This window comes from Micromonospora sp. NPDC047187 (assembly GCF_040643355.1).
GTDB classification, from domain to species: Bacteria; Actinomycetota; Actinomycetes; order Mycobacteriales; family Micromonosporaceae; genus Micromonospora; species Micromonospora salmantinae.
The window spans coordinates 27789-41254 of record NZ_JBEYUF010000032.1; the positions used below are offsets into that span (position 1 = coordinate 27789).

Here is a 13466-nt window from a genome sequence, read left to right on the forward strand (position 1 = left end):
GGGCTCGCGCCCCCCCCCCCGGCTGCCGCCCCCCCGGTTGGGGGGGCCCCCCCGCGGCCGGGACCGGCTGGTTGTACGTTCTGCCCGCCCTGGTGATGTACGCGGTGTTCGTCCTGCGCCCGCTCGTCCTGACGCTCCAGTACTCGCTCTACGACTGGAACGGCATCGGGGTGGCCCGCTGGGTGGGCCTGGACAACTACCTGACCGTCTTCACCGACAGCGACCTGCTGAAAATCATCGGCAACGCGATGGTCCTGATCGTCTTCTTCAGCTTCATCCCCGTCGCGCTCGGGCTGTTGGTGGCGAGCATGGTTCGCCGGATCACCACCGGCGCGTTCGGCACCGTCGTCCGGACCATCCTGTTCCTGCCGCAGGTCATCCCCCTGGTGGCGGCGGGCATCGCGTGGAGCTGGCTGCTCTCGTCGAACGGTCTGGTCAACCAGGCGCTGCGCGCGGTCGGGCTGGGTGGCGTCGCCCGTGCCTGGCTCGGCGACTTCGACACGGCGCTGCCCGCCGTCGGCGTCATCGGGGCCTGGGTCCTGCTCGGCCTCTGCACGATCCTGCTGGTCACCGGCATGAGCAAGATCGATCCGGCGCTGTACGAGGCCGCCCGCCTCGACGGTGCCGGTCCGGTACGCGAGTTCCTCGCCGTGACCCTGCCCAGCCTGCGCCAGGAGATCGGCGTCTGCCTCACCGTGACGATCATCGCGGCGCTGGCGAGCTTCGACATCGTCTACATCTCGACCAGCGGCGGCCCCGGCCTCCAGACCACAGTGCCGGGCCTGGAGATCTACCGGCTGGCCTTCTCGCAGCGGCAGGTGGGGCTCGCCTCGGCGCTCGCTGTCGTACTCATGCTGCTGGTGCTGGCGTGTGTGCTGCCGATCCAGCGCCTGAGTCGAGGGGAGAAGCCGTGAACCTGAGCCGACGCGAGCAGTTGACCGGACGGGTCTTCCTGATCGCCCTGATCGTCGTCACCCTGCTGCCGTTCGTGAGCATGCTCTCGGCGGCGTTGCAGCCCCGGGGCACAGTGCCCAGCGGCCTCGAGTGGCCGTCGGACCCGCAGTGGGGGAACTTCGCCGACGCCTTCACCGCCGCGAACATGGGGGCCCTGCTCCGCTCCAGCCTGCTCATCGTGGCCGGTGTCGTACCGGTGTCGGTGCTCATCGCGACCATGGCCGGCTTCGGGCTCGGTCAGCTGCGGGTGCCCGGTGGCCGAATCGTCTTCGGCCTCTTCCTGCTGGGTCTGACCCTGCCGTTCGAGGCAGTGGTCACGCCGCTCTACTACCAGATGCAGGACCTCGGCCTGCTCAACACCCGCTGGGCAATCATCCTGCCGCTGATCGGGCTGTACATGCCGTTCGCGGTGTTCTGGATGCGGGCGCACTTCACCAACGTGCCGGTCGAGTTGTCCGAGGCGGCCCGGGTGGACGGCAGCAGCACGTGGCAGTTGTTCTGGCGGGTCCAGGTGCCGCTCGCCCGGCCGGCGATCGCCTCGCTGACGATCCTGATGTTCCTCTGGACGTGGAACCAGTTCCTGCTCGCCATCGTCCTCGTGGACGACGCCACCAAACGCACGATGGCCGGGGCGCTCGGCGCGTTCCAGGGCCAGTGGGGCACCGACCTGGTGCTGCTGTGCGCCGGGTCGCTGCTGATCCTCACCCCGACCCTCATCGTGTTCCTGATCTTCCAGCGACAGTTCATCAAGGCCCTGATCCAGGGGTCAGTGAAGGGGTAGGCAGTGGTCACACAGCCGCAGATCCACGGCGACGTGGACGATCGCTTCGGACGCGTCGCCGACGTCTTCCGCGACAACTTCACAGCCCGGGGCGAGGTCGGCGCCGCGGTCACCGTCTACGTGCGGGGCCGCAAGGTCGTCGACCTGTACGGCGGGGTGGCCGACACCCGTACCGGGCGGCAGTGGGACGCGCACACGCCGGTCGTCGTCTTCTCCTGCACCAAGGGGATCCTGGCGATCTGCGCCTACCTGCTGGCCCAGCAGGGCCGGCTCGACCTCGACGCTCCCGTGACGCGCTACTGGCCGGAGTTCGGACAGCACGGCAAGGCGCACATCCCGGTGCGCTGGCTGCTCACGCACCAGGCCGGTCTGCCCGCGGTGGACCGACCGTTGACCCTCGACGAGGTCCTGGCCTGGGATCCGGTCATCAAGGCGATCGAGGCGCAGGCCCCGCTGTGGGAGCCGGGCACGGCGCACGGCTACCACTCGATGACCTACGGCTGGCTGGTCGGAGAGGTGGTCCGCCGCATCACCGGCCAACTACCCGGCGCGTTCTTCGCCGACACCGTCGCGGGCCCGCTCGGCCTGCACACCTGGCTGGGGCTCCCCGCCGCCGAGAGCGACACCGTCGCCTGGGGCCTGGCCCCGCCCCCGGACCCTGATCCGTTCGTGGACCCGGTCGCCGAACGGGGCATCACCATGGGGGGCGCCTTCGCCTTCCCCGCCGACGCCGACGGCCTGGTCAGCTTCAACGACGACGCCATCCGGGCCGCCGGTGTGCCCGGCGCGGGCGCGGTGAGCACCGCCGAGGGCCTCGCGCGCCTCTATGCGGCCTGTGTGTCGGATCTTCGGGGTGGACCGCTGCTCACGGCGGCGTCGGTGGACGACGCGGTAGTGGTCCGCTCGCGTGGTCAGCAGCGGCACGGGCCGCCGGACACCGGGCAGCGCTGGGGCACCGGCTTCCTGCTGCACTCGCCACCGGCCCGGCCCCTGCTGGGTGAGCGCAGCTTCGGCCATGACGGCGCGGGCGGGAACCTGGCCTTCGCCGACGCCGAGCATCAGGTGGGCTTCGGCTACGTGGTCAACCAGATGCGCGGGATGGGCGACGAGCGCGCCAATCTGCTCACCGCCGCCGTCCGCACCTGCCTCGACGACTGAGGCGTCCGGGCCGAACGCGACCTCGGTGACCATGAAGTTATTGCCCTCGATGCCGGCGTGTCGGCGCAACAACTTCATGGTCACCGGGGTTCGACCTGGGAGCGTGGTGTCCACTGAGGATGGTGGGAGGTGTTACGGGGATACTTCGGGCGCGTTTCATCGATAGCCTTGACAGGTGTTGTTAGCGATAACACGATGGCCTTCACGCCGCTCTCGCGTTTGGAGCTCGCCTTGGTCGTGTCGGTCCGCTCGCGTGTCCTGAACATTGCCCGCGCATCCGCTGTGAACAGCCTGAACGCCGCCGCTCGCCACGCCACCACCACGTTGACCCGCCTGGCGTCCACAGTGCTCCCGGATCGCCTCCGTTCACTGTGTGCGCTCGCATCGGCGGCCGTTCTGGTCGGTGCGGGCCTGGTGGCCACCCCCGCCGCCGCGCACGCCGCCGACGGATGGTCGCCCCGATCGTCGTACACCTCGACCGACACCGGCGCCGGCACCTACTCGGTGCCGCTGCTCAACGCCGACGTGCCGGACATCAGCGTCGAACGGGTGCCGGCCGCCGAGAACGACGAGGGCCGCGACCTCTACTACATGATCAGCACGACCATGCACCTGAGCCCGGGCGCGCCGATCATGAAGTCGTACGACCTCGTCAACTGGGAGATCGTCAACTACGTCTTCGACCGGGCGAGCATCGGCGACTCCTTCTCACTGCGCAACGGCCAGAACTCGTACGGCCAGGGCCAGTGGGCGTCGTCGCTGCGCTACCACGACGGCACGTTCTACGCCGTCTTCAACACCAACAACCTCAGCGGGGCGTACCTCTACCGCACCGATGACATCGAGAACGGCCCGTGGCAGCGCACCGCCCTCGGCCGTGGCCTGCACGACCCGTCGCTCTTCTTCGACGTCGACGGCACGCCGTACATCTTCTACGGCTCCGGTGGCACCAGCGCCGTACGCCTCAACGCCGACCTGACCGCCATCGCGCAGGACTACCCGAACATCTTCACCGCGAACAACTACGCCGGTCAGCCGTTCATCGGCGGTCTGTTCGAGGGCGCGCAGGTCTACCACATCGACGGCTGGTACTACGCCGTCATCATCACCTGGCCGTCCGGGCAGGGGCGCCAGGTGGTGATGTTCCGGTCGAAGGACCTGCTCGGGCGCTACACCTCGGCCGGCGGGGTCAACACCTACGAGGCGCGCGGAGTGCTCAACTCCAACGGCTTCGCGCAGGGCAGCCTGGTGCCGATCAGCCGCGCGGGCGGCGGGACCGACTGGCACGGCATGTTCTTCCGGGACACGTTCCCGATCGGCCGGATCCCGGCGCTCATCCCCGCCACCTGGCAGAACGGGTGGCCGACCTTCGGCACCAACGGGGTCGTGCCGGTCAACGGCCTCTTCGACAAGCCCATCCGGCTCAGCCCGGCCGAGGAACTGTTCGAGCGGCAGAAGAGCATCGTCGCCTCGGACGACTTCGCCAACGACGGGCCGCACAAGGCGTACCAGGACGAGCAGTGGACGGTCCCCGCGCCGCTCGACCCGGCGGAGATCGCCCCCAACGGGTCGCGGCTGGACCTGGCCTGGGAGTGGAACCACGCCCCGGACAACCGGTACTGGTCACTCACCGACCGCGACGGCTGGCTGCGGTTGACGGCCGGCACTGTGGTCACCGGCCAGTACGTCTACACGAAGCTGTCCAACCGGGCCGAGCTGGCGTGGTTCGAGGAAGCCCGCAACACGCTCTCGCAACGGACGTTCGGGCCACGGCAGTCGGTCCAGACCCGGATGGACGTCTCCGGGCTGAAGAACGGCGACGTCGCGGGCCTGGCCGCCTACAACCGCGGATTCTCGTACGTGGCGGTCAAGCGCGTCGGTGACGTCAACACCCTCGGCGTGGTGAACCGGTCGCAGCCGTTCGCTGTCGACCTCGACCAGTCGACGCTGGAGAACTTCGTCGCCGGCACGACTGTGTCGCTGGGCGACGCGACCGAGGTGCACGTGAAGGCGGACCTCGACTTCTCCTCGCCGGTCGGCCAACTGTGGACGACGTTCTACTACAGCCTGGACGGGGTCCAGTGGACCCGGCTGGGCAACCGCGTGGGCCCGCAGGCGCTCGACGGAAGCCTCGCCCACTTCATGGGGCACCGGGTGGGCCTGTTCAACTACGCGACCCAGGAGACCGGCGGCCACGTCGACTTCGACGACTACCTGCTCAGCGACGTGCTGACCGCGCAGGCCCGGCCACTGGACACCACCGCCCTCGACGCGGCCGTCGCCCACGCGCAGACGCTCGACGCGCGGCACTACCCGGCCGACGCCTGGGCCGCGACACAGTCCGCGCTGGCGGCGGCGACGGCGGCACGGGCCGGCCAGTTCGGCACCCAGAACGAGATCGACGCACCGGAGCGGGCACTCAGCTACCAACTGGCCCGACTCGGAGTCCTGGCGGCGCTGCCCGTGACGGCCACCGCCCAGGCGCGCTGCCTGAACGGCAAGACGTACCTGGCGGTGCAGGCGCGCAACGACTCGGACGAGCCGGTCGACATCACCGTCGAGACCCCGTACGGAAACCGGTCGTTCGCCGCCGTCGCGCCGGGGGCGAACGTCTACCAGTCGTTCAACACCCGCGCGTCGTCGGTGCCGGCCGGCTCGGCGACGCTGCGGGCCACCGGTGCGGTCGCCGGCCGGGACGTGACCACCGTCCACGCCGCCCAGCACCCCGCCAACGCCTGCGGCGGATAACCCCACCACGGGCCCTCGGCCCACCGACCAGCACCACCGGCTACCGGACGTGCGGCGCGGAACAGCGGACCTGTCCCGCGCCGCCGGCCACTGTCGGACCGGCGGCGGCAGTCGGCCCCTGATGTCCGGACCACCCACCGAAAGCGCACCCACCAATCCCCCGTACACCGATGACCGCACGTCAGAGATGAAGGAGGATGTCTCGTGGAACAACGAATGCGACGGGCGACCCGAGGACGGGTCGCAGCGCTCGCGACGGTCGGCCTGATGCTGACCACGGGGTTCGTCGCCCCGGCGGCGCCGGTCCAGGCCGCCGACACGAACCTCGTCGTCAACGGCGGGTTCGAGGACGGCCTGACCAACTGGTTCGTCAACAACGGAAACGCCTCCGACGGCGCCCAGTTGTCGGCCACGTCGGACGCCCACTCCGGCGCGAGCGCGGCGCTCGTCACCAGCCGGACGACCACCGGGTCCGGCCCGATGCAGGACCTCAGCGGCAAGGTGCAGGCCGGCCAGGCCTACACCCTCACGGCCCGCATCAAGTACGAGAACGAGAGCGGACCGGCGACGAAGCAATTCTTCGCCACCATGCACTACGGCGGCGGCACCTACACCAACCTCGTCAGTGTGACGGCGACGAAGGGCGTGTGGGCACAGTTCAACGGCACGTTCACGATCCCGACGACGCAGAGCGTGTCGACGGCGCGCCTGTTCTTCGAGACCCCCTGGACGAGCACGCCCTCCACCGACCCGGCTCTGCACCTGATGGACTTCAAGCTCGACGACGTGTCGGTGATCGGCGCCGCACCGCCCGCGCCCGCGTCGAAGACCATCGAGGTCGTCGGCAAGCTGCCCGAGGAACACAACCCGTTGATCGGGCACAAGTTCGGCGCTGACGGTTTCGGCCTCGTGCACGACGGCCGGGTCTACATGTACATGACCAACGACACCCAGGGCTACGCCCCTAACCCGAGCACTGGCGTCTCGCCGGGGATCAACTACGGCGACATCAACCAGATCACGGTGATCTCCTCGGAGGACCTCGTCAACTGGACGGACCACGGTGAGATCCAGGTCGCCGGCCCCAACGGGGTGGCCCCGTTCACCGCCAACTCGTGGGCTCCGGGCATCACCAAGAAGGTGGTGAACGGAGTGGAGAAGTTCTTCCTCTACTACGCCAACGGTGGCGGCTCCAGCAACGTGATCACGGGTGCGTCGCCGCTCGGCCCGTGGACCAGCGAGCGCACCAGCACGCTGATCGACGGCCGTACCCCCGGGGCCGAGGCCGTCGCGTGGAAGTTCGACCCGGCCCCGTTCGTCGACGACGACGGCCAGCCGTACCTCTACTTCGGTGGTGGTCCCGCGTCGACGAGCATGCCGCCGGCCGAGCGCTTCAACAACCCGAAGAACATCCGGTCGATCGAACTCGGCGACGACATGGTCTCGACCGAGGGAACGGCCGCGGTGGTCGACGCCCCGGTCGCCTTCGAGGCGGGCCATGTCTTCAAGCGCCAGGGCAAGTACTACTTCTCGTACTCCTCGCACTTCGGCGGGAACGACTTCGGTGGCAGCCAGCAGCCGCTCCCCGGTTACCCCGGGGGTGGCCAGATCGGCTACATGATCTCCGACGGGCCGATGTCGTGGCCGAAGGAGACCTACGCCGGTGTGCTCTTCCCGAACCAGTCGCAGTTCTTCGGGGCCGGCACCGGTGGCAACAACCACCAGTCGGTGTTCGAGTTCGGGGGCAAGTACTACTTCACGTACCACGCCCCGACGCTGAACAAGCGCATCAACGGCAACACCACCCAGGGGTACCGCAGCCCGCACATCCAGGAGCTGACCTTCAACCCGGACGGCACCATCCAGCAGGTCGTCGGTACCTACGCCGGCGTGGACCAGGTCAGCGACTTCGACCCGTACCGCGTCTTCGAGGCCGAGACCTTCGGCTGGAGCAAGGGCGTCGCGACCACGAAGGTCGACGGCAGCTCCGCCCAGTTCGGTGGCGCGGCACCCAACCTCGTGGTCCGCGACATCGACGACGGGGACTGGACGGCGCTGTCCTCGGTGAACTTCGGGGACAACGGCGCGCAGAGCCTGACGGCGCGGGTGCGTGCGCTGGCCGCCGGCGGGCAGATCCAGGTACGGCTGGACGACGTCAACGGTCCCGTCGTCGGCACGGCCACGGTGGACAGCCCGGTCGGACAGTGGGCGGAGGTGGCCGCCGAGCTTGACGGCGTCACTGGCGTGCACGACGTCTACTTCACCTACACCGGCCCGGCCGGCGTCGACCTCTTCGAGATCGACAACTGGGCCTTCGCGGCGGCAAGCCTCGACCTGCCCGTCACACTCACCGCGTCCGCGCGGTGCGTGGGCGGCAAGGCGTACGTGGCCGTGCAGGCGCGCAACGACCACGACACGCCGGTGGGCATCACCCTCGAGACGCCGTACGGCGAGCGGTCGTTCACTGCCGTCGCGCCGGGCGCGAACGCCTACCAGTCCTTCAACACCCGTCAGGTGTCGGTGCCGGCGGGTTCGGCGACGGTCCGGGTGACCGGGGCGATCGGCGGACACGACGTGACGACCGTCCGCACCGTGCAACACCCCGCCGGCACCTGCGGCGGATAACCCCCAAGGCGGAGAACGGAGATCACATGAACACATACAAACGGCGGCAGACACTCGCGGCCGGCGTCGTCGGCGCCGTGCTGACCGGGGCGGCGGTGCTGCCGGCGCCCGCACTGGCCGAGCCCGGTGACGACGCCAGCGTGCGGGTCACCGTCGACATCGACGAGATCAGGGAACCGGGCGTGCTCGCCCTGTCGATCGCCGGCGACGCCGTCGCGCTGTCCGAGGACGGCTCGACCCTGCTGGTTCGCCAGTTCGTCGGCACGCTGCCGACGGTGACGGTGACCGACACCCGCGTCGCCGACGAGGTGCCCGACGGCGCCAACTGGGCGGTGCTCGGCAGCGCGACCGACTTCGCGGGCGCCGCCGGCCAGGCGTCGATCACCGCCGACCACTTCGGTTGGAAGCCGCGCCTGCTCGACGGCGGGGAGACCGGCCTGGTCACCGAGGGTGAGGAGGTGGTGACCAGCCTGGACGAGGAGACCCAGCCGGGCAACAATGTCGGCCTCGTCGACCAGGAGCTGTTGGTCTCGGCCTTCGACTCCGAGGCCGTCGCCAGCGACTCGTACTCGGTGAACGCCGACCTCTACCTGCGGACCCCCGCGGAGGTCGCCGCCGGCGAGTACAGCTCCACGCTCACGCTCTCACTGTTCGAGTAGTCGCCTGGGCGGGGGCCCGGATCGGGCCCCCGCCCAGCCCCGTGCCGAAGGGCCGTCTCATGACCGTCACCCCGCTGCGCCGCGCGTTCGTCGTCCTCGCCGTCGCGTCCCTCGCGGTTGCGCCCGCGCCGAGCGCGGCGGCGGCGGAACCGGACCCGAAGGCCCTGACCTGGACGGTCCAACCGGCCACCGCGACTGGGCCGGACCAACGCCGATGGATCAACGCCAGCCTCGACCCGGGGCAGACGGTGACCGAACACCTGGCGGTGCGGAACTTCAGCCGCACCGCCGTCGCCTTCTCCCTGAAGGCCGCCGACGGCTACCTCACCGACAAGGGTCGCTTCAACATGCTGTCGTCCGACCGTCCCTCCGTCGACGGCGGCACCTGGATCGACGTGCAGGAGAAGGTCACCGTCGGCCCCAACGAGACACGGGTGGTGCCGTTCACGATCACGGTGCCCCAGGGCGCCACACCGGGCGACCACCCGGCCGGCATCGCCGCGACAGTCACCAGCACCGGCGGCACGGTAAACGTCGAGAGCCGCGTCGGCTTCCGGGTGATGCTTCGGGTGAACGGCTCCGCGCAGGCCGCCCTGGCTGTCCGGGGCCTCGGCGCGACGTACTCCCCGTCGTGGAACCCCTTCGCCGGTGGCACGGTGCGGGTCCGCTACACGGTCGAGAACGACGGGAACGTCTGGGTCAGCGGAACGAGTCGGGTGGCGATGTCCGACCTCCTGGGCCGGAGCAGCCACGACGCCACCAGCGCCGTCGAGGAGTTGCTGCCCGGCGGCGCTCGGACGGTGCAGACCCGGGCCGACGGCGTCTGGGCCCTGGTGCGCCTCCGCACGACAGTCAGCACCTCGCCCACGTTGCTCGGCGACGGCCAGGCCGGGGTCGACCTCCGACCGGCCTCCGCGACCGTCACCACCTGGGTCGTACCGTGGGCGCAGCTCGCACTGTTGGGTCTGCTCGCCGGCCTGTTCCTGGGGCTGCGGGCGGCGGCCCGGCACCGGCGGCGTCGGTTGGCCGGGCTGCTGGCCCGCGCGAGGCAGGAGGGCCGGCAGGAGGGGCAGGAGTCCGTGCTCGTCGGGGGCGCGCCCGGTGCTGCCGAGTCCGACGCGGGCGACGCCCGCCGGTGACCTGTCGGCGCGAGCGAATCGCGCCGGCGGATCGTGGCGAGGCGTCGCCCGGTCCGCGGCCTCAGGGCTTGGACTGGCTCAGCAGCCAGCGCAGGATGCTGGCGTCCTCGTAGGTCGGTCCGAACGCCGCGTGGTAGTCCGGCAACGAGAACGCGGCGTCGGCGTACTCGGTGTAGCGCACCAGGTTGGCGGCCTGGTCCGGCGTCTTGCCCCGGTCGGCGTACGCCTGCCGCAGCACCGCCGTGGAGTTGCGCGCGCCCGAGACGTTGAGCAGGTGGTCGTGCTCGCCGTGCGTGATCCACACCGGCACCTCGGCCGCCGCGATGGCGGTGGCCTGGGTGGCGTTGACCGGGAAGCCACCGGTCACCAACCCGCCGGCGAACAGGTCGGGACGCTTGGCGAACGCCTCCCAGAGCAGCTGGGAGCCGTACGACACTGTGGTCGCGTACACCCGACCGGTGTCCACCGCGAACTGGCCGACGAACTGGTCGAGCAGCTTGACCAGCAGGTCCGCCTCGGCGACCCCACCGACGCGCTGGTGCTGGGGCGCCAGGACGATGGCGTCCTCGGCGGTGCCGGTCCACCGCGGTTGGAGCCACGCGGTCGCCGGGATGTCGGCGGCGAGTTGGACGCCGAGGTTGTCACCGTCCCAGCCCATGCCGTGACCGGGCAGGACGACCATCAGTGGGTATTTGCGGCCCGGCTGGTAGTTCTTCGGCAGGTGATAGTGGTACGGCAGCACCATTCCGCCACTCAGGAACGAGCCGTAGGTGAACTCGTCGACCAGTTGGTTGACCGGCTTCTCGGTGACGGGACGGGATTCGCGCGGGGTGGCCCGGGCGAGCACCGGCCCCTTGCCGGCCCCGCGGCCGGGCTGGCCGTGCACGTCCTTGCGTTGCACGACCCGGGTCGGCAGCTCGGGGTTGACCTTCACCGTGCAGAGGAAGGTCGGGCACTTGGAGACGATGACCGTCGAGCCGCCGGTGTCGGCGGGGTCGAGTTCGACGATGACGTACCGGCCCGGCGCCGATCGGTGGTCGGCACGGGTGCCCGGTGTTGCGTTGGTGTAGGTGTGGGTGACGGTCCGGTCGGCGAGCTTCGGCAGGTCCTCGATGGGGTTGAAGCGGAAGTTGTAGATGGTGTCCGTCACCGAGAACGTCGCGGTGTCGAGGGTGCGCGGGTTGACAGTGGCCCCGTACTCGATCGCCACCGCGGAGACCTTCTGGCCGTAGGTGTAGACGGTGGTGATCGGGGTGATGCTGCGGATTCCGTCGGTGGCGCCCCGGCTGTCGCTCGCGCTGCCGTACGCCGCGCCGGAGGCGCCGGCCAGGACGAGGGTGGCGGCGAGTGGGATCAGTCCTCTTCGCAGTCTCATGCGGGTCCTTTCTCGGGGGTGGCGCGCTCAGTCAGCGATCCCGCACGGGGAGCGGCAGTGGGACGGGCCGGAGCGAGCCGGTCGCTAAACTGATTTAGCAGAGCATCGATGGCCGGCCCGGCGGTGTCAATACCGAGCACTGCAACAAACCTGCAAGCGCCAGCTATTGCCTTCAGGGAAACCGCTTTCCTACGATTGCGTTACATCGATGTTTCATATGACGGTCGGGCGAGCGATGGCACCGGGCGCACTCCGCTCGCACGACACAACCCTGCTTCTACCAGGGCGCGAGAGACCTCGATGAAATCTTCGCGATTGACTGTCGCCAATTTCTGAATGACGTCCGTCGGCGGGTGTGGTCGCGATGTCCATCGAGTTGAAGCCTGGAACGAGACGAATGCGAAGGTGAGGCGACATGAGACGACCAGTCGTGCTGCGACGCCAGGCGGTGCTGGCCGCGGTGGCCGTGGTGATCGCGGTCGGGGTGGCACTACCGACCCCGCAGGCCTCGGCGGCGGTCGGCAGCGCCACCGGCTACGCCACCCAGAACGGCGGGACCACCGGAGGCGCGGGCGGGCAGACGGTGCGGGCCACCACGGGCACGGCGATTCACGCCGCGCTGTGCGGTCGGACCAGCAGCAGCACCCCGATCACCATCGAGGTGACCGGGACCATCAATCACGGCAACACCAGCAAGGTGTCGGGGTCGAGCTGCAACACCGCCGCGGGCGTGATCGAGCTCAAGCAGATCAGCAACGTCACCATCATCGGGGTCGGCAGCGCCGTCTTCGACCAGCTCGGCATCCACATCCGCGACTCCAGCAACATCATCATCCAGAACGTGACAGTGCGGAACGTCAAGAAGTCGGGCTCGCCCACCTCCAACGGCGGGGACGCCATCGGCATGGAGAGCACGGTCCGCAACGTCTGGGTCGATCACGTCACCCTGGAGGCCTCGGGCGGAGAGTCCGAGGGGTACGACGGCCTCTTCGACATGAAGGACAACACCCAGTACGTGACGCTGTCCTACAGCGTCCTGCGCAACTCCGGTCGCGGCGGCCTCGTCGGGTCCAGCGAGAGCGACCTGTCGAACGGCTTCATCACGTACCACCACAACCTCTACGAGAACATCGACTCCCGCACGCCGCTGCTGCGCGGCGGGGTCGCCCACATCTACAACAACCACTACGTGAGCCTGCGCGAGTCCGGGATCAACTCCCGGGCGGGGGCCAGGGCCAAGGTGGAGAACAACTACTTCCGCGACTCCAAGGACGTCCTGGGCACCTTCTACACCAACGAGCGCGGCTACTGGCAGGTCGCCGGCAACGTCTTCGACAACGTGACCTGGTCCAGCGCCGGCAGCGAGAACTACCCGGCTGGCCCCAACCCGACCTCCAACACCACTGTCAACATCCCGTATTCGTACAGCCTCGACGGGGCGAGCTGTGTGCCGGACATCGTCCGTCAGACGGTCGGTGCCAACACGGGCCTGAAGGTGTCCAACGGCAGTTGCTCGCCGCAGACCCCGCCGCCCACCACCCCGCCGCCGACCACGCCTCCGCCCACGACGCCGCCGCCGACCACGCCTCCGCCCACCGGCGGGACCAACCTCAGCCTCGGCGCCGGCGCCGACGGCTCCAGCAAGGCCAGCGGGACCAGCTACGGCAACGTGCGCGACGGCATCCTGAGCACCTACTGGTCGCCGGCCGGGTCGACCGGCACGATCTCGATCAAGTGGGGCTCCGCGACCCGGGTGTCCCGGGTGGTGATCCGCGAGCCGTCCGGCACCCAGGGCTCCATCGGGTCCTGGCAGCTGATCAACAACGACAACGGAGCCGTCCTGGCCTCCGGTAGCGGGGCGGGTTCGATCACCTTCTCGGCGACCGCGATGAGCAAGATCAACTTCAAGATCAACAGCTCCAGCGGTACGCCACGGGTCGGTGAGTTCGAGACGTACGCCAGTTAGGGCCTGGCTTGGCCGCCCGCTGTCAATCGCCGTCGGCGGGGCGGACGCGGTGCTAAGCGGT

9 protein-coding genes are annotated in these 13466 nt (G+C 69.6%); 8 read left to right on the top strand and 1 reads right to left on the bottom strand.

The genetic code is table 11. The annotated features are described in order from the left end of the window. Positions 1 to 71 precede the first annotated feature (71 nt). From ABZ794_RS30725 to ABZ794_RS30755, 7 genes are all read left to right on the top strand, one after another. Positions 72 to 914 (top strand): sugar ABC transporter permease, encoded by an 843-nt coding sequence (locus ABZ794_RS30725; protein ID WP_357518843.1) that lies wholly within the window; start codon positions 72 to 74, stop codon positions 912 to 914. Beyond that, positions 911 to 1735, top strand: a complete 825-nt coding sequence (locus tag ABZ794_RS30730) for a carbohydrate ABC transporter permease (RefSeq protein WP_210781625.1) — start codon at positions 911 to 913, stop codon at positions 1733 to 1735. The genes ABZ794_RS30725 and ABZ794_RS30730 overlap by 4 nt, the downstream gene beginning before the upstream one ends. Before the next feature lie 3 nt (positions 1736 to 1738). After that, on the top strand, positions 1739 to 2893 hold the full coding sequence (locus tag ABZ794_RS30735) for a serine hydrolase domain-containing protein (RefSeq protein ID WP_210781624.1): 1155 nt from the start codon (positions 1739 to 1741) through the stop codon (positions 2891 to 2893). Positions 2894 to 3175: 282 nt separating this feature from the next. Beyond that, positions 3176 to 5641: a glycoside hydrolase 43 family protein gene (locus tag ABZ794_RS30740; protein WP_307850459.1), complete on the top strand. Its 2466-nt coding sequence runs from the start codon at positions 3176 to 3178 to the stop codon at positions 5639 to 5641. Positions 5642 to 5845: 204 nt separating this feature from the next. Then, the gene (locus ABZ794_RS30745) at positions 5846 to 8266 is read left to right on the top strand and encodes a family 43 glycosylhydrolase (protein WP_210781623.1); all 2421 of its coding nucleotides are present in this window, start codon (positions 5846 to 5848) and stop codon (positions 8264 to 8266) included. 26 nt (positions 8267 to 8292) lie between these two features. Then, positions 8293 to 8925, top strand: coding sequence for a hypothetical protein (locus tag ABZ794_RS30750; protein WP_210781622.1), 633 nt, complete (start codon positions 8293 to 8295; stop codon positions 8923 to 8925). A 59-nt stretch (positions 8926 to 8984) separates the two neighbouring features. Then, on the top strand, positions 8985 to 10064 hold the full coding sequence (locus ABZ794_RS30755) for a DUF916 domain-containing protein (RefSeq protein WP_210781621.1): 1080 nt from the start codon (positions 8985 to 8987) through the stop codon (positions 10062 to 10064). Between the two features lie 61 nt (positions 10065 to 10125). Here the strand turns inward: ABZ794_RS30755 and ABZ794_RS30760 are convergent, their stop codons facing one another. After that, entirely contained in the window at positions 10126 to 11439 is a 1314-nt protein-coding gene (locus tag ABZ794_RS30760; protein ID WP_210781620.1) for a hypothetical protein, read from the bottom strand. 415 nt (positions 11440 to 11854) lie between these two features. Between ABZ794_RS30760 and ABZ794_RS30765 the strand changes: the two genes are divergently transcribed. Beyond that, positions 11855 to 13405: a polysaccharide lyase family 1 protein gene (locus tag ABZ794_RS30765; protein ID WP_357518847.1), complete on the top strand. Its 1551-nt coding sequence runs from the start codon at positions 11855 to 11857 to the stop codon at positions 13403 to 13405. Positions 13406 to 13466: the final 61 nt, after the last annotated feature.

Excerpts from the sequence above, each read along its gene's own strand:
- ABZ794_RS30755 (WP_210781621.1), top strand. The coding sequence starts at position 8,985 with ATGACCGTCACCCCGCTGCGCCGCGCGTTCGTCGTCCTCGCCGTCGCG.
- ABZ794_RS30765 (WP_357518847.1), top strand. The coding sequence starts at position 11,855 with ATGAGACGACCAGTCGTGCTGCGACGCCAGGCGGTGCTGGCCGCGGTG.
- ABZ794_RS30760 (WP_210781620.1), bottom strand. The coding sequence starts at position 11,439 with ATGAGACTGCGAAGAGGACTGATCCCACTCGCCGCCACCCTCGTCCTG.
- ABZ794_RS30750 (WP_210781622.1), top strand. The coding sequence starts at position 8,293 with ATGAACACATACAAACGGCGGCAGACACTCGCGGCCGGCGTCGTCGGC.